We start from the raw sequence: 17,620 nt of genomic DNA, 5'->3' as shown, positions 1-17,620 counted from the left end.
CCTGACGGCCGCGAGTGCCAGGACGGTGGCGGCGGGTCACGGCAGAGCCCTGACGGTGAGCGGTCCACCATGCGGCTCGGCCGATAGGGCGGAGTTCCGCTCATTCCTGCATTCGATTGACACAGGCAGAAGATACGTGACGCCTTCACGGGAAACAGCCCCAGGGCGGAGTGATCCTGCGCACTTGCGAGTGACTGAAGCGGTGGAAAGCAGTCCGGTTCGCGATGCGCATCATTCTGGTGCAGGAATGGCAGGGCGGCATGAACACTTCTTCCCCGACCTCAACAGGCGCAGTGGTAACAGCCTCAATGTATCGAGGAGTTGATTCCGCTTATGAATCTCCTGCGGATTGTTCGTGACCGCCTCCAAGAGCGTGTTTCATTCCCCCCGCATTCTCCCCGGCGGCCTCGCAAGTGTCACCGACGCCTGTGGTCGGGGCTTGGCTCCTCGGTGCGGCAGCTCTCACGGCGATTGCTCAGAGCCAGTCCCGCCGTTTGAAAATCACGTACAAACTGGTGCAGACAACCGCCATCAAGGTGATCGCGAAGGGGTATCCGAACGCCCAGTGCAACTCCGGCATGTGGTCGAAGTTCATCCCGTAGACCGTCCCGACGAGCGTCGGCGCGAACAGGATCGCCGCCCACGACGAGATCTTCTTGATCTCCTCGTTCTGCTCGAAGCCCGCCTCGGCGAGCGCCCGCATCTCCGCGTTCTGCTGCTGCGTGACCAGCGTGGCGTTGACGGTGAGGATGTCGGCCAGGGCCTGGCGGAAGCCGTCGACGCGTTCGCTGATGTGCGTGACGTGGTCGGCCACGTCACGCAGGTAGCGCTGGAGCTCCTCGTCCGTACGGTACTTCGCGAAGCCCGCCATCAGGCTGTGCAGCATGCCGACCAGGGGGCGGGTGGCGCGCTGGAACTCGACCATTTCACGGGAGAGTTCGTAGATGCGGCGGGAGACCTCGGGGTCGCCGCGGAAGACCTCGGTCTCGATCTCGTCGACGTCGTTCTGCACGCCCTCGACGACCGGGGCGTAGCCGTCGACGACGGAGTCGAGGATCGCGTACAGCACCGCCTCCGGTCCCAGCGCCAGCAGCTCGGGGGTCTCCTCCATGCGCCTGCGTACGACGGAGAGGTCGGGCGCGGCGCCGTGGCGGACCGTGATGACGAAGTCCTGGCCCACGAAGACGTGCAGCTCACCGAAGTCGACCTCCTCCACGGCGTCGAGGTAGCGGGCTGCGCGCAGCACGACGAAGAGCGTCTCGCCGTAACGTTCCAGCTTCGGACGCTGATGGGCCTCCAGGGCGTCCTCGACGGCGAGCGGGTGCAGGTCGAACTCGGCGGCGAGGGAGTGGATTTCGTCCTCGGACGGGCGGTGCAGGCCGATCCAGGCCATGCCGTCGGGGTACTCGCGCAGCTGGCGGAAGGTCTCGGCGAGCGAGTCGGGCGTGGAGACCCGGTGGCCGTCGCGGTAGAGCGCGGCGTGCACGACGCTGGCGCCGTTGGGCTGGACGCCGTCGGGGGGCGCGGTGGGGTCGTCCCCGGCGGGCGGTACGGCCGGCGGCGGGGGCTGTCTGCGCCAGGCGTGCTTCTTCGGGGACAGCGCGGGACGGGCGCGTCGCTCCGCCATCGCAGATCTCACCTTCCGCAGAGAGCCGGGCACGGGCAGGATATACGTCCCGAATGTCAGCGGCATCGTCCTGCCCTTGCGGACCGGAGCTGTCCGCCAGGGTCAATAGCCTGCGAAACATGGCCTCCCAGACGCAGCAGCCCCAGCGGACGAACCCGGCGCCGGCGCACCGGGTGCTCAGCCTCCGTGCCCTCAATCGCGCCACCCTGGCGCGCCAGCTCCTGCTGCGGCGTACCGCCATGCCCGCCAAGGACGCCGTCGGGCACCTCGTCGGCCTCCAGACGCAGAACACCAGGCCGCCGTACTTCCAGCTCACCGCCCGCCTCGACGGCTTCGGCCCCGAGGAGCCGTCGGGGCTCATGGCCTCCCGCGAGGCCGTCCGCCTCGTCACCCCGAGCTCCACCCCCCACACGCACACCGCGGACGACTGCCTCACCCGCTGCCCCTCGTGCAGGTCACGCCGCGCTGCCTGTGGGGGCGGAGCGGCCAGGTCGCGCTGACCACGGCCGAGCAGTGGTTCGGCCGGGCGTCCGAGCCGGCCCCGAACCCGACGCGACCGTACTGCGCTACCTCGCGGCCCTCGGCCCCGCCTCCGTCAAGGACATGCAGACCTGGTGCGGGCCGACCCGGCTGCGGGCCGCCTTCGAACGGTTCCGGCCGCGGCTGGTCACCTTCCGGGACGAGCGCGGCACCGAGCTCTTCGACCTCTCCGACGCGCCCCGCCCCGAGGAGGACACCCCGGCGCCGCCCCGTTTCCTCCCGGAGTACGACAACCCGCTGCTCTCCCCCGCCGACCGCACCCGCGTCGTGCCGGTGGAGCACAAGTCCCGTATCCGGACGGGGAATCAGGGCCTGCCCACGTTCCTCGTGGACGGGTTCGCCGCCGGGATCCGGCGGCTGGAGGAGGAGCCCCGGAGCGGCGCCGCCGCCCTGACGGTCGAGCCCTTCGGCACGCTCACCCGTGCGCAGCGGGCGGCGCTGGCGCAGGAGGGGAGCATGTCCTCACCACCCTGACGTCGGCCACCGTGCGCGACGTACGGTCCGGTGCTCTCCCGGCGTAGGCGGGGCCGTGGCGGGGCGGGCCGTCCCTTACCCCGCCCCGCCCCGCCCCGTGCGTGCCGGGCCGTGACGGTCACGGGAGCAGGCCCGCGCGGCGGGCCGCCACCACCGCCTCCAGACGGGTGTGCGCGCCCAGCTTCCGCATCGCGGAGCGCAGGTAACCCTTCACCGTCTCGGGGCGCAGCCCGAGCCGTTCCCCCGCCACGGCGTTCGTCGCGCCCGCCGCGACGCAGGACAGCACGTCCACCTCGCGCGGCGTCAGCGCCACCCGGTGCTCGCGCTCGCGCACCGGGCCTTCGCCGGCCGCGGCCGCCAGTCGGCCGCAGACGGAGACGAGCTCCTCGCGCAGCGCCGGATCGACGATGCGCGGAGCCAGAGCGCGCAGTTCACTGTGTACGCCCCTGACCAGCTCCCACGCGCCGGGGCCCGCCGCCGGCTCGCGCGCCGCCACCAGCAGCCGCCGCACCTCGTCCCGTACGACGAGGGACTGCTCCACATCGCGCGCGGCCGCCATCGCCGGGCCCAGCACGCGGTCGCCGAGCGGCAGCGCCTCGCGCAGCGCGGCGTACAGCACACCGCGCACTTTCCGGCGTACGACCACGGGCACCGCGAGCACCGAGCGCAGGCCCTCGGTGGCCACCGCCATGTCGTACTCGTGGGTGATGTGGCGCGACGACCGGTAGTCCGTGACCGCGCACGGGCGCGAGAGCGCCATGGACTTCCCGCCGAGTCCGCTGCCCGCCGTGACGACGAGACCGTGCAGCGCGCCTGTCGCCGCACCGCTCAGCTCGACGATGCGCAGTGTGCGGTCGTCGTCCGGCAGCAGCCCGCCGAAGGCGACCGGCAGCCCGGTGGCCCGGCGCATCCGCGACAGGGCCGCTCGCATCTCCGCCACCTCGGCGACATCGCCCATGAGTGCATCCCTTCACCCCCGTACGGGGGTAGTGACAACCGGGTCACTGATTACACGATGTCAGTGGGCGGTCCGGCAATGGCCCGGCGATCAGGAGGACGCATGACGGCACGAGGCGCGACAGAGAGTTTCCGGGCGGCCAGGGACTTTCTGCTCCGGCACCGAGAGGACTACGAGGCGGCGTACGAGGGGTTCGTCTGGCCGCGGCCCGAACGGTTCAACTGGGCGCTCGACTGGTTCGACCGGATCGCCGAGGGCAACGACAGGACCGCCCTGCACATCGTGGAGGAGGACGGCGGGCGCACGGAGGTCTCCTTCGAGGCGATGTCGGCGCGCTCCGCGCAGGTCGCGAACTGGCTGCGCGCGCAAGGCGTCGGGCCGGGCGACCGCGTCCTGGTCATGCTCGGCAACCAGGTGGAGCTGTGGGAGACCGCGCTCGCCGCGATGAAACTGCGCGCCGTGGTCATTCCGGCGACGCCGCTGCTCGGGCCCGCCGACCTGCGGGACCGGGTCGAGCGCGGCGGGGTGCGGCACGTGATCGCACGGGACCAGGACGCGGTGAAGTTCGACGACGTCCCCGGGGACTACACGCGCGTTCTGGTCGGGGCGGTGCCCGCGACGGCTGGCTTCCGTACGCCGATGCCGACGGCTCCCCGGCCGCCTTCGAGCCCGACGGGGTGACGCACGCCGACGACCCGCTGATGCTCTACTTCACGTCCGGCACGACGGCCAGGCCCAAACTCGTCGAGCACACCCATGTGTCGTATCCCGTCGGCCACTTGGCGACGATGTACTGGATCGGGCTGAAGCCCGGCGACGTCCACCTGAACATCTCCTCACCCGGCTGGGCCAAGCACGCCTGGTCGAACCTCTTCGCCCCGTGGAACGCCGAGGCGACCGTCTTCATCCACAACTACACGCGCTTCGACCCGGCCGTGCTGATGGCCGAGATGGACCGCGCCGGTGTCACGAGCTTCTGCGCCCCGCCCACCGTGTGGCGGATGCTGATCCAGGCGGACCTCGGGCAGCTGCGCACGCCGCCGCGCGAGGCGCTGGCGGCCGGCGAGCCGCTCAACCCCGAGGTGATCGAGACCGTACGGCGCGAGTGGGGGGTGACGATCAGGGACGGCTTCGGGCAGACGGAGACGGCCGTCCAGGTCGCCAACACGCCGGGACAGCGGCTCCTGGCCGGCTCCATGGGGCGTCCCAGCCCCGGCTTCGTCATCGAACTGCTCGATCCGGTCACCGGGGAGCCGGGGGTGAGCGAGGGCGAGATCTGCCTCGACCTCTCCACGCGCCCCGTCGGGCTGATGACCGGCTACCACGGCGATCCGGAGCGTACGGCGGAGGCCATGGCCGGTGGCTACTACCGCACCGGCGACATCGGTTCACGGGACGCCGACGGGTACATCACCTACATCGGGCGCGCCGACGACGTCTTCAAGGCGTCCGACTACAAGATCTCCCCCTTCGAGCTGGAGAGCGCGCTGCTGGAGCACGAGGCGGTGGCGGAGGCGGCGGTCGTGCCCGCGCCCGATCCGCTGCGCCTCGCCGTGCCGAAGGCCTACGTCGTGCTCGCGCAAGGGTGGGAGCCGGGCCCCGGCACGGCGAAGCTGCTGTTCGAGCACTCCCGGTCGGTCCTCGCGCCGTACCAGCGGATCCGGCGCATCGAGTTCGCCGAGCTGCCGAAGACGGTGTCGGGCAAGATCCGCCGGATCGAGCTGCGCGAGCGTACGGCGAAGGGCTCGGCGGCGGAGTACGACGAGGGGGACCTGCGATGAACACGGACGCGAACGTGTACACGGACTCGTACGCGCACGGGACCGGTTCCACGCCGCTCCTCGGCGACACGATCGGCCGGAACCTCGACCGGACGATCGCTGCGCACCCGGAGCGGGAGGCGCTGGTGGACGTGGCGGCGGGAACCCGCTGGACGTACGCCGAATTCGGTTCGGCCGTCGACCGGTTGGCGCGCGGACTGCTCGGGACGGGCGTCGCGAAGGGCGACCGGGTCGGGATATGGGCGGTGAACTGCGCGGAGTGGGTGCTGGCGCAGTACGCCACGGCCCGGATCGGCGCGATCATGGTGAACATCAACCCGGCGTACCGGGCGCACGAGCTGGCGTACGTGCTCAACCAGGCGGGGGTCTCCGTCCTGCTCGCCTCGCAGTCCCACAGGACGAGCGACTACCGCGCCCTGGTCGGCCGGGTGCGGCCGGACTGTCCCGGGCTGCGGGCGGTCCACTACATCCAGGACGGTTCGTGGGACGTGCTCCTCGACGCGGCGCGGGGGGTCACCAAGGAGCAACTTGCTGCCCGTGAGGCCGAGTTGTCCTGCGACGACCCGGTGAACATCCAGTACACGTCGGGCACCACCGGCTTCCCCAAGGGGGCCACCCTCTCCCACCACAACATCCTCAACAACGGTTACTTCGTGGGGGAGACGGTCGGCTACACGGAGCTGGACCGGATCTGCCTGCCCGTGCCCTTCTACCACTGCTTCGGCATGGTGATGGGCAACCTCGCGGCCACGTCGCACGGCGCGTGCATCGTCGTGCCCGCCCCGTCCTTCGACCCGGCCGCGACCCTGCGGGCCGTCCAGGAGGAGCGCTGCACCTCGCTCTACGGCGTACCGACGATGTTCATCGCGGAGCTGGGCCTCGCCGACTTCTCCTCGTACGACCTGTCCTCCCTGCGCACCGGCATCATGGCGGGCTCGCCCTGCCCGGTGGAGGTGATGAAGCGGGTCGTCGCCGAGATGCACATGGCCGAGGTCTCCATCTGCTACGGCATGACGGAGACCTCCCCGGTCTCCACCCAGACCCGCCGCGACGACGACCTGGAGCGCCGTACGGGCACGGTCGGCCGGGTCATGCCGCACGTCGAGATCAAGGTCGTCGACCCGGTGACGGGCGTGACGCTGCCGCGCGGCGGGGCGGGTGAACTGTGCACCCGCGGCTACGGCGTGATGCTCGGCTACTGGGACGAGCCCGACAGGACCGCGGAGGTCATCGACGCGGGCCGCTGGATGCACACCGGCGACCTGGCGCTGATCCGCGAGGACGGCTACGTCCAGATCGTCGGCCGCATCAAGGACATGATCATCAGGGGCGGCGAGAACATCTACCCGCGGGAGATCGAGGAGTTCCTGTACGGCCACCCCAAGATCTCCGACGTCCAGGTGGTCGGCGTCCCGGACGACCGCTACGGCGAGGAGATCCTGGCCTGCGTCGTCCCCCGCGACCGGGACGACCCGCCGACGCTGGACGAGATCACCGCGTACTGCCGCGACCGGCTGGCCCACTACAAGGTCCCGCGCCGCCTGCGGGTCATGGACGCGTTCCCCATGACGGTCAGCGGGAAGGTCAGGAAGGTGGAACTGCGCGAGCAGTACGCCGAGTAGTGCTCACGCGCCGGCCGCGCGACGGCGGCGCCGGGGCTCACAGCTCGCGGCGCATGCACACCCGGGGCCACCGGTCCAGGCCGTGACCGGCCTCCGCCGCGCGGATCCTGCGCAGGCCCGGGGTGAGTTCGGAATCGGCGAGGGCGCGGAAGCCCAGGCGGGCGTAGTACGGGGCGTTCCACGGGACGTGCGTGAAAGTGGTCAGGGTGAGGGCGGTGAGGCCCTCGGCCGCGGCCGTCGTGGCGAGGTGGCCGATGAGCGCGCGGCCCGTGCCGCGGCGGGCGGCCGAGGGGTGGACCGAGATCTGTTCGATGTGGGCCGCCGCGTCCACGACGTCCGAGACCAGGTACGCCACCGGGTGGCCGTCGGAGCCGGAGCCGGAACCGGAGTCGGAGCCGGTGTCCACGGCCACCCAGGCGTGGCCGGCCCGCTGGTGGCGGGCGAGCGCGTCGAGGGACGGGGGCTCGTCGTCGGCGATCGCGGCCATGCCCAGGGCGCGGAAGGGCTCGCCGGCGGCACGCTCGATCGCCCGGAGGGCGGGGAGTTCGGCGAGCGTGGCGTGACGGATGCGCATGGGACCAGTATCGCCGGGGCGGGTTTGGTGGGGCGGGCCCGGCGGGGGAGCGCGCCGCGGGGCCCGCCCCTATGCGCCGGCTCCGGTACTGACCAGCTCGTCCGCCGGGCGGTTGACCGGTTGCGGCGTTCCCGTGAGGTCCATGACGAAGAGCGGGACCCCGAGGGTGGCCGCGCCGGCCCGCGCGTCGTCGGCGTACCCGGCGAGGGAGAAGAACACGCTCACCGCGGACGCGCTGAGGCCGTTGAGCCACAGGCACTCCACGTCGCGCAGAGTGGCGGGGCGCGTGGTCGGGTCGACCTGGGCGACCAGGCCGGGCGCGCGCAGGTCTATACCGGAGGCGGGGCGCTCGGGGACTGCATGATGTCGCGGAATCCGAGCCACTTGAGGTAGAGCGCCGCCGCGGTCACCGCGTCCCGCGCGGTCCTGATCGTCATCGGGCGGAACCTCGGACGCGGAAGAGCCGCGCCCGGCGGCAGTGGGGTGGGGGACGGAGAGCCGGCGGCGGCCGGTCCGGCCCCGGCGGCCGGCGGCGGCGTGCGCGGCGGTGCGGTCCGCGGTGGCATGGCGGTGCGCGGCACGGGGCGTACCGGTATGCGGAGCACCGCACCGCACGCGCATCCCAGTTCGGGCTGCGGCCACTGGTCCTGACGCCCGCACGCGCCGCAGCGCACGGTCACCCACGTGTCGGTCCAGGTGCGGTGCGTGATCCGCTCCGGGGCCGCGCCCCGTAACAGCGGCGGCGCCAGCGGCTCGCCGCACGCGCAGGGGAAGACCGGCGCCGTGAAGCTGTGCTGACGACGGCACGCCGGGCAGCGCACCGGCACGTTCTCTCCCATGACCGTCCCCCTCCGGACCGTCGGCGACTGGCACGTGACCGGCATGTGACTCCGGTACGTGTGACTGCGGTACGTCGCCCATCGTCCACCAAGAGCGATCCCTTGGGGAGGGGCTCCGGTCATTGCCGCTCTTGACGCACGCCGGACCTCACTTTAGATTGCTTCCGTATAGCAGAATCAAAATTCCGCATTATGGAAACTATGGAGTGAGGCTCACCGGCTCGCAGCGGTGGGGGCACTCCGACTGGCCGAGCAGGAGTACGCGATGCCTCGAATGACCGCAGCCCGAGCCGCAGTTGAGATCCTCAAGCGCGAAGGCGTCACGAACGCGTTCGGTGTGCCGGGCGCGGCGATCAACCCGTTCTACAAGGCCCTCCAGGCGGGCGGTGGCATCGACCACACGCTCGCCCGCCACGTCGAGGGCGCGTCCCACATGGCCGAGGGCTACACCCGCACCAAGGCGGGCAACATCGGCGTCTGCATCGGTACGTCCGGCCCGGCCGGCACCGACATGATCACCGGCCTGTACTCCGCGATCGGCGACTCCATCCCGATCCTGTGCATCACCGGCCAGGCGCCGACCGCGGTGATCCACAAGGAGGACTTCCAGGCGGTCGACATCGCGTCGATCGCCAAGCCGGTCACCAAGTGGGCGACCACCGTCCTGGAGGCCGCGCAGGTCCCCGGCGTCTTCCAGCAGGCGTTCCACCTCATGCGCTCCGGCCGTCCCGGCCCGGTCCTCATCGACCTGCCGATCGACGTCCAGCTCACCGAGATCGAGTTCGACCCCGAGACCTACGAGCCGCTGCCGGTCTACAAGCCCGCGGCCACCCGCAAGCAGGTCGAGAAGGCCGTCCGGATGCTCGTCGCGTCCGAGCGGCCGCTGATCGTCGCGGGCGGCGGCGTCATCAACGCCGACGCGTCCGAGTTGCTGGTCGAGTTCGCCGAGGTGACCGGCGTCCCGGTCGTCCCGACCCTGATGGGCTGGGGCATCCTCCCCGACGACCACGAGCTGAACGTCGGCATGGTCGGCCTCCAGACCTCGCACCGCTACGGCAACGCGACCTTCCTGGAGTCGGACTTCGTCCTCGGCGTCGGCAACCGCTGGGCCAACCGCCACACCGGCGGCCTGGACGTCTACACCAAGGGCCGCACGTTCGTCCACGTCGACATCGAGCCCACCCAGCTCGGCAAGATCTTCGCCCCCGACTACGCGATCGCCTCCGACGCCAAGGCCGCCCTGGAGCTGTTCGTCGAGGTGGCCAAGGAGCTCAAGGCCGCCGGTGGGCTCCCCGACCGCTCCGCGTGGGCCGCCTCCGCGCAGGAGCGCAAGGCGACCCTCCAGCGCCGTACGCACTTCGACAACGTGCCGATGAAGCCGCAGCGCGTGTACGAGGAGATGAACCGCGCCTTCGGCCCCGAGACCCGGTACGTCACCACCATCGGCCTCTCGCAGATCGCCGGCGCGCAGATGCTGCACGTCTACCGCCCGCGCCACTGGATCAACTGCGGCCAGGCCGGCCCGCTCGGCTGGACCATCCCGGCCGCGCTCGGTGTCGCCACCGCCGACCCCGAGACGCCGGTCGTCGCGCTCTCGGGCGACTACGACTTCCAGTTCATGCTCGAAGAGCTGGCGGTCGGCGCGCAGCACAACATCCCGTACGTCCACGTCCTGGTGAACAACGCGTACCTGGGCCTGATCCGCCAGGCCCAGCGCAACCTCGACATCAACTTCCAGGTCAACCTGGAGTTCGAGAACATCAACTCCCCGGAGCTCGGCGTCTACGGCGTGGACCACGTCAAGGTCGCCGAGGGCCTCGGCTGCAAGGCGATCCGCGTCACCGAGCCGGACCAGTTGCTGCCGGCGTTCGAGGAGGCGAAGAAGCTCGCCGCCGAGTACCGCGTCCCGGTCGTCGTCGAGGCGATCCTGGAGCGCGTCACCAACATCTCGATGGGCGTCCAGATCGACGGCGTCAACGAGTGGGAAGAGCTGGCCACCGAGCCGGGCCACGCCCCCACGGCGGTCCGCCCGCTCGTCTGACGGACCCCGCTCCCACCTCCTGCTCCACCCCGGAACCCGGTCTGCCCGCGCAGGCCGGGTTCCGGGCGTCGCGGCGTGCGCCCCACCGTTTCCTCGGCTTGCGGAATCCGGATATAGCGGTTGATCTTGACCCAGCGTCCCGTCCGGTCGTACCGCTTCGATGGAGTGCTCCGTGCGTCAGAACTTCCCCCTCTCATTCCGCTCGTCCCGCTCGTCCCGTCCGGGTGTGCGAGCCGCCGTCGGCCTTGCCGCGACGCTCGCGCTCGTCGCGGTCCCGGCCGCGGCCGGACCCGCGGCGGCAGCCACCGCCGACGCCCGCTCGGCGCCTTCGGCGGACCCCGCGGCGGTCCGCGACTGGAACGCCATCGCCACCGAGACGGTCGGCGACCACCTCGGCTCCGCCCACCCCTCCGGGCAGGGGGCCGTCTGGCACAGTTTCGTCTCCGCCGCCGTCTACAACGCCGTGGTCGGCATCCAGGGCCGTTACGCCCCCTACAAGTGGCGGGTGAAGGGGCCCTCCGCCGCATCGCCCGAAGCGGCGGCCGTGGCCGCGGCCCACCGCGTACTGCTCGACTGCTTCCCCGGCGCGCGGGCCCGCCTCGACGCCGCGTACGCCGACTCCCTCGCCGAGGTCCCCGACGGACGCGCGAAGGAGCAGGGCGTGGCTTTCGGGGAACGCGCCGCCGACCACATCCTCAAGCTCCGCGAGGGAGACGGCCGGTACGCGCCGGTCGAGTTCACCGCCGAGCCCGCACCGGGTGTCTGGCGCCCCACCCCGCCCGACCACCAGCCCTACCTCGACACCTGGCTCGGCAGGCTCCGCCCGATGACGCTCACCTCTCCGGACCAGTTCCGTCCCGGCCCCCCGCCCGCCCTGTCCTCGGCCCGCTACGCCCGGGACGTGAACGAGCTCAAGGCCATGGGAGGGAGGACCGGTTCGAACAGGACCGCGCGCCAGACCGAGACCGCCCGCTTCTTCGGCGGCAACCTGCTGCTGCAGTTCCAGACGGGGCTCCGGGACTACGCCGACCGGCACCGCCTCGGCATCGCCGACACGGCGCGGCTGTTCGCCGCGGCGAACACGTCGGCGGCCGACGCCGTCATCACCTCGTGGGACGCCAAGTTCCACTACGCCTTCTGGCGGCCCGTCACCGCCATCCGCATGGCCGGCACCGACGGCAACCCCGCCACCGAAGCGGACCCGAAGTGGCTGCCGCTGGCTCCGGACACGCCGCCGCACCCCGACTACATCAGCGGCCACGCGACGGTCGCCAGTGCCGTGCTGCGGGCCGTGACCGGAGTTCTCGGCACCTCGCACCTCGACCTCCACGTCCGCTCCGAGGCCACCGGCACCACACGGCACTACAAGCACGCCGACGAGTTCAACAAGGACATGATCGACGCCCGGGTGTGGGTCGGGGTCCACACCCGCACCGCGGACGTCGTCGGGTGCCGGACCGGCAGCCGCATCGGAACCTGGGTGCTCTCCCATCACTTCCAGCCGCTGGACCGGGCAGCCGCTTCACAGCCGACACAGCCGACACAGCCGACACAGCCGACACAATCGTCGCAGCTGTCACTGCCGACTCCGCCCAAGTGTCCGAGTTGAAGCCCAAATATCCCTCTAATCGGTTAATTGACCCGCATGGGGACATGACTGCCCCCCTGATGGGGATGTGTGTCGGACACCGACCGCACAGAGTCTGGAGCAACGTGGAGACCACCCGCACTGTATGGAGCTGTCCCTTCGACTACGCGGAGGCGCTCGAGTTCGATCCTCAGCTCCGGCAGATGCTGGAGACCGATCCCGTGGCCCGTATCCGGATGCCGTACGGCGAGGGCGAGGCCTGGCTCGTCACGCGCTACGAGGACGTGCGCACCGTGACCACCGACCGGCGGTTCAGCCGCAGCGCCGTCAAGGGGCGCGATTTCCCGCGGATGACGCCGGAGCCGATCGTGCAGTCCGAGTCGATCAACCTGATGGACCCGCCGGTGAGCAGCCGGTTGCGCAGCCTGGTCGCCAAGAGCTTCGCGCCGCGCCACGTCGAGCGGATGCGGCAGCGGACCCAGGGCGTGGTGGACCGGATGCTCGACCGGATGGCGGACCTCGGCCCGACCGTCGACCTCGTCGAACACGTGGCGGCGCCGCTGCCGCTCGTGACGATCTGCGAGGTCCTCGACATCCCCGAGGACGACCGGCCGAGGCTGCGCGCCCACGCGCTCACCATGATGAACGTGAGCGCCGCCAACCGGGAGGCGGCCGTCCGGGCCAAGGCGGAACTGCGCTCCTACTTCGCCGGACTCAGCGCCGAGCGCCGCCGGGCACCCGGCGACGACCTGATCAGTACCCTGGCCACCGCCCGCGACGGCGTGGAACTCCTCGACGACGACGAGCTGGCGGTCATGTCGATGGTCCTGCTCATCACGGGCCAGGACACCACGACGTACGAGATCGGGAACATCGCGTACACCCTGCTCACCCGCCCGGAGGTACTGGGCGCACTCCGTGCGCGTCCCGGGCTCCTGCCGGGGGCGATCGAGGAGATGCTGCGCTTCATCCCGTTCCGCAAGGGCGTCGGCATCCCGCGGATCGCCACCGAGGACGTGGAACTGAGCGGGGTGCTGATCCGGGCCGGGGACGTCGTCCACGTCTCGTACCTCACCGCCAACCGCGACGAGCGGAAGTTCGACCGGCCCGACGAACTGGACGTGGACCGGCCCACCGTTCCGCACATGACGTTCGGCTGGGGGGCGCACCATTGCCTCGGGGCGCCGCTGGCCGCGATGGAGCTCGAAGTCGTGTTCGGCACGCTCCTCGACCGCTTTCCGGGGCTGCGGCTGGCGGTGGACCCGTCAGAAGTGCGCTGGAACACGACATCGATCTGGCGCCACCCACTCGGCCTGCCCGTCGCGTGGTGACGTCCGCCCGTGTGACGACCGCCCGGCGACACCGCTGCCCGGCATGAGACAAGGAAGACCCATGGCCACACTGTGCCGACCGTCCGTCGCCGTACCCGACCACGTCATCACGATGGAGCAGACGCTGGCCCTGGCCCGCGAGACGCACGCGGACCATCCGCAGCGCGACCTCGTCCTGCGCCTCATCGAGAACACGGGTGTCCGCACCCGCCATATCGTCCAGCCGGTCGAAGACACCCTCCGGCACCCCGGTTTCGAGATCCGCAACCGGCTGTACGAGGCCGAGGCGAAGGCGCGCGTCCCCGGTGTCGTACGCCGGGCGCTCGCCCACGCCGAGGTGGAGCCCGGTGACATCGACCTGATCGTCTACGTCTCCTGCACCGGCTTCATGATGCCGTCGCTGACCGCCTGGCTGATCAACACGATGGGGTTCCGGGCGGACACCAGACAGCTGCCCATCGCCCAGCTCGGCTGCGCCGGAGGCGGCGCGGCGATCAACCGCGCCCATGACTTCTGCACCGCGTACCCGCGGGCCAACGTGCTGATCGTGTCCTGCGAGTTCTGCTCGCTGTGCTACCAGCCGACCGACCTGGGCGTGGGTTCCCTGCTCTCCAACGGCCTGTTCGGCGACGCGGTCTCGGCGGCCGTGGTGCGGGGCGAGGGCGGCGTAGGCGTGCGGATCGAGCGCAACGGCTCCCACCTCGTGCCCGACACGGAGGACTGGATCTCGTACGCCGTACGGGACACCGGGTTCCACTTCCTGCTCGACAAACGGGTCCCCGGAACCATGCAGATGCTGGCCCCGGCACTCAAGGCCCTTGTGGCGGAGCACAGTTGGAGGATTCCGGAAATGGACTTCTTCATCGTCCACGCGGGCGGGCCGCGCATCCTCGACGACCTGTGCCACTACCTCGGCCTCCCGCCGGAGATGTTCCGCTTCAGCCGGGCCACGCTCACCGAACGCGGGAACATCGCCAGTTCCGTGGTCTTCGACGCCCTGGCCCGGCTGTTCGAGGAGGGTGGCGTCGAGAACGGGGCGGGCGGGCTCATCGCCGGGTTCGGGCCCGGCATCACGGCCGAGACCGCCATCGGCCGGTGGGCCGGTGCCGCGCCGGTCGCGACGGCGGTCGTCGAGGCGCCGGCCACCGAGACGCCGGCCGCCGAAACGGCGGTCCCGATCGGCTGACCCGCGGGAACGCTCCCGTGACGGCCGGCCGCCCCGGGTACGGGGCGGCCGGCCGTCACGTTGCGCCGAGAGCGAGGGAGCGTTCCCCGGGGGAGCCCGGACCGGCAGAGTCGCCCGTAGGAAGCTACTGGTACTGGGCGGTACGGAGTTCGTCGGGCGCACCGTCACCGACGACGCGCCGGCACGGGGCTGGGACGTGACGGTGTTCCACCGCGGACACCACGCGCCGCCTCCCGGCGTCGTCGCCCTGCACGGCGACCGCACGGCGGAGGGCGGCCTCGCGGCGCTGGAGCGGGGGGAGTGGGACGTCGTCGACACGTGGTCGGACGCGCCGTCCGCCGTACGGGACGCGGCGCGGCTGCTGGCCGGGCGGGCCGGGCACTACGCGTACGTGTCGAGCGCGTCCGTGTACCGCTACCCGTCCCCGGCGGGACAGGGCGAGGACGGGCCGCTGGCCGACGGCTCGGCCGACGCGGGCGGGGGCGTCGCGTACCCGCAGGCCAAGCGGGGCGGTGAACTCGCCGCGGCCGGGGCGTTCGGCGACCGGGCGCTGCTGGTGCGGGCCGGGCTCGTCCTCGGCCCCGGCGAGAACATCGGCCGGCTGCCGTGGTGGCTGACGCGGATCACCCGGGGCGGGCCGGTACTGGCTCCCGGGCCGCGCGACCTGGCGTTGCAGTACGTCGACGCGCGTGACCTGGCGGCACGGATGCCGGACGCCGCCGCGGGCGGCCTGGGGGGACCGTGCAACCTCGTCGGTCCGCGCGGGCACGCCACGATGGGCGGGCTGCTGGAGGAGTGCGTACGGGCGACGGGGGCCGACGCGCGGCTGCGCTGGACCGACCCGGAGGTGATCCTGGCGGCCGGCGTCGCACCGTGGTCGGAGCTGCCGGTGTGGGTTCCACCGGGGAGCTGTATGGCGCGGTGCACGACACCGGCGTCGGCAGGGCGCTCGGCGCGGGGCTGCGCTGCCGGCCGGTGGCCGAGACGGTGGCCGACACCTGGGAGTGGCTGCGGAGGCTGGGCGGGGTGGCCCCGCAGCGGCCCGACCGGCCGGTGGTCGGCCTGGCCCGGGAGAAGGAGGCGCGGGTGCTGGGGCGGCCGGAGGCCTGAGAACGCCTGAAGGGCGGGGGTGGGTACGGGACCGTCCGTACCCACCCCCGCCCTGGCAGGGTGTTGATGCCGCCCGGCGGCACGGGACTGGCGCGACAGGACGTTCGCGCCGCCGGGCGGAGTTCGGGGAGGGGAGAGGAATGAGGAGGGAAGAAGGGGCCCGCGACGGGTGGCGATGAGCCGCGGGATGTCCTCCCCTCAGGTCGAGGAGGACACTCCGTGAACCTTGACCACCGCACTGGCTCGCTCGCCGCCGCGGCACCCGTTCCGTCCGTGACACCGGCCACCCCTCATAAGGGCCGGTGGTACGGACTGCGCGGCGGGCCGGACCTCCCGTCAGGCCCTCCGCGCGGTCTCGGTGTTACTCGTCGCGCAGAGCGCGGACCGCTTCCTCCACGCGCTTGCCGTACTCCGCGTCGGCGGCGTGGAAGTGCGCGAGGTTCTTCTCGATCACGTCGTCGCGGCTGACCTGCGAGAGGCCACCGGCGATGTTCGCGATCAGGCGGGACTTCTCCTCGTCCGACATCAGACGGTAGAGCTCACCGGCCTGGAAGAAGTCGTCGTCCTTGACGTGCTGGGCGTTGGCGTGCGTGCCGGTCCAGCCGGACACCGCGAGCGGGGCGGAGAGCGCCTCGTTCGTCTGGGCCGGGCCGTCGTAGGAGTTCGGCTCGTAGTTCTTGTCGTGGCGCGAGCCGTAGCGCGTCGCCATGACGCCGTCCCGGCCGTAGTTGTCGGCCTTGGTCGCCTTCGGGGCGTTGACCGGCAGCTGGGTGTGGTTGACGCCGAGGCGGTAGCGGTGGGCGTCCGCGTAGGCGAACAGCCGGCCCTGGAGCATCTTGTCGGGCGAGGGGCCGATGCCCGGAACGAAGTTGTTCGGGGAGAACGCGGCCTGCTCGACCTCGGCGAAGACGTTGTCCGGGTTCCGGTCGAGGACCAGACGGCCGACCCGCTGGAGCGGGTAGTCCGCGTGGGGCCAGACCTTCGTCACGTCGAACGGGTTGAAGCGGTAGTCGGCCGCCTCCGCCGCCGGCATGATCTGGACGTACAGCGTCCAGGACGGGTTGACGCCCCGCTCGATGGCCTGGAGCAGGTCCGTCTGGTGCGAGTTGGGGTCCTTGCCGGCGATCTCGGCGGCCTGCTCGGACGACAGGCAGCGGATGCCCTGGTTCGTCTTGAAGTGGTACTTGACGAAGAAGGCCCCGCCCTCGGCGTTCGTCCACTGGTAGGTGTGCGAGCCGAAGCCGTTCATGTGGCGGTACGACGCGGGGATGCCGCGGTCGCCCATCAGCCAGGTGATCTGGTGGGTGGACTGCGGGGAGTGCGCCCAGAAGTCCCAGACGTTGTCCGGCTCCTGCTTGCCCGTGAAGGGGTCGCGCTTCTGGGAGTGGATGAAGTCGGGGAACTTCACCGGGTCGTTGAGGAAGAACACCGGGGTGTTGTTGCCGACGAGGTCGTAGTTGCCCTCTTCGGTGTAGAACTTCACCGCGAAGCCGCGCGGGTCGCGGACCGCGTCCGCGCCACCGAGGTTGTCGGCGACGGTGGAGAAGCGGACGAACGTCTCGGTCCGCTTGCCCACCTCGCCGAGGAAGTCGGCGCGGGTGAAGCCGGTGACGTCGTCCGTCACCTCGAAGTAGCCGTACGCACCCGAACCGCGGGCGTGGACGACGCGCTCCGGGATGCGCTCACGGTTGAACCGGGCCAGCTTCTCCAGCAGGTGCTGGTCCTGGAGGAGGAGCGGGCCACCGACACCGGCGGAGGCGGAATTCTGGTTGTCGGCGACCGGGGCGCCTGACTCGGTCGTGAGCACACGCTTCGACATGGGGACCTTCCTGCGGGATCTGCTGGCGGCGTGAGGAGCGTAAGTACGCACCGATCGTGACGTCAACAGTTTGTTGAAGTTGAAGTTGAAGAGGATGGTCGGCCGGAGGCCGGCGCGAAGAGGGATCCGG

Annotated in this window: 9 protein-coding genes and 4 pseudogenes; 8 read left to right on the top strand and 5 right to left on the bottom strand. The window is 71.3% G+C overall.

Annotated features, from left to right (window positions below; translation table 11 throughout):
- Positions 1-475: 475 nt before the first annotated feature.
- Positions 476-1,627, bottom strand: a complete 1,152-nt coding sequence (locus tag BN1555_RS05685) for a magnesium and cobalt transport protein CorA (protein WP_093798361.1) — start codon at positions 1,625-1,627, stop codon at positions 476-478.
- A gap of 119 nt (positions 1,628-1,746) precedes the next feature.
- Here BN1555_RS05685 and BN1555_RS05680 point away from each other — a divergent pair.
- Positions 1,747-2,688 (top strand): annotated as a pseudogene (locus tag BN1555_RS05680) (winged helix DNA-binding domain-containing protein).
- Between the two features lie 71 nt (positions 2,689-2,759).
- Here the strand turns inward: BN1555_RS05680 and BN1555_RS05675 are convergent.
- Complete coding sequence (locus BN1555_RS05675) at positions 2,760-3,599, bottom strand: helix-turn-helix transcriptional regulator (protein WP_093798360.1); 840 nt, start codon at positions 3,597-3,599, stop codon at positions 2,760-2,762.
- A gap of 102 nt (positions 3,600-3,701) precedes the next feature.
- On the opposite strand from BN1555_RS05675, the pseudogene BN1555_RS05670 reads away from it, so the two are divergent.
- Positions 3,702-5,380, top strand: a pseudogene (locus tag BN1555_RS05670) (AMP-binding protein).
- Positions 5,377-7,002, top strand: coding sequence for an AMP-binding protein (locus tag BN1555_RS05665; protein ID WP_093798359.1), 1,626 nt, complete (start codon positions 5,377-5,379; stop codon positions 7,000-7,002). The pseudogene BN1555_RS05670 and the gene BN1555_RS05665 overlap by 4 nt, the downstream one beginning before the upstream one ends.
- Positions 7,003-7,039: 37 nt before the next feature.
- On the opposite strand, the gene BN1555_RS05660 is transcribed toward BN1555_RS05665, so the two are convergent.
- Positions 7,040-7,576 carry a GNAT family N-acetyltransferase gene (locus BN1555_RS05660; RefSeq protein WP_093798358.1) on the bottom strand — a complete coding sequence of 179 codons (537 nt, stop codon included), beginning with the start codon at positions 7,574-7,576 and terminating at the stop codon, positions 7,040-7,042.
- A gap of 69 nt (positions 7,577-7,645) precedes the next feature.
- Positions 7,646-8,415: pseudogene (locus BN1555_RS05655) on the bottom strand (hypothetical protein).
- Between the two features lie 265 nt (positions 8,416-8,680).
- On the opposite strand from BN1555_RS05655, the gene gcl reads away from it, so the two are divergent.
- The 5 genes and pseudogenes from gcl to BN1555_RS05630 all read left to right on the top strand — a co-directional run bounded on the left by gcl (position 8,681) and on the right by BN1555_RS05630 (position 15,671).
- Complete coding sequence (gene gcl, locus BN1555_RS05650) at positions 8,681-10,456, top strand: glyoxylate carboligase (RefSeq protein WP_176709962.1); 1,776 nt, start codon at positions 8,681-8,683, stop codon at positions 10,454-10,456.
- Between the two features lie 172 nt (positions 10,457-10,628).
- Positions 10,629-12,065, top strand: coding sequence for a vanadium-dependent haloperoxidase (locus BN1555_RS05645; protein WP_255305892.1), 1,437 nt, complete (start codon positions 10,629-10,631; stop codon positions 12,063-12,065).
- Between the two features lie 65 nt (positions 12,066-12,130).
- On the top strand, positions 12,131-13,375 hold the full coding sequence (locus tag BN1555_RS05640; RefSeq protein ID WP_093803210.1) for a cytochrome P450: 1,245 nt from the start codon (positions 12,131-12,133) through the stop codon (positions 13,373-13,375).
- A gap of 61 nt (positions 13,376-13,436) precedes the next feature.
- Positions 13,437-14,561, top strand: a complete 1,125-nt coding sequence (locus tag BN1555_RS05635) for a type III polyketide synthase (protein WP_093798355.1) — start codon at positions 13,437-13,439, stop codon at positions 14,559-14,561.
- Positions 14,562-14,688: 127 nt separating this feature from the next.
- Positions 14,689-15,671, top strand: a pseudogene (locus tag BN1555_RS05630) (reductase).
- Between the two features lie 361 nt (positions 15,672-16,032).
- On the opposite strand, the gene BN1555_RS05625 reads toward BN1555_RS05630, so the two are convergent.
- A complete protein-coding gene (locus tag BN1555_RS05625; RefSeq protein WP_093798354.1) occupies positions 16,033-17,490 on the bottom strand; it encodes a catalase in 1,458 nt (485 codons plus the stop codon).
- Positions 17,491-17,620 lie beyond the last annotated feature (130 nt).

The organism is Streptomyces sp. Wb2n-11, from assembly GCF_001049855.1.
In the GTDB taxonomy this organism is placed as follows: Bacteria; Actinomycetota; Actinomycetes; order Streptomycetales; family Streptomycetaceae; genus Streptomyces; species Streptomyces altiplanensis.
This window is presented reverse-complemented; position numbering and strand designations above follow the sequence as displayed.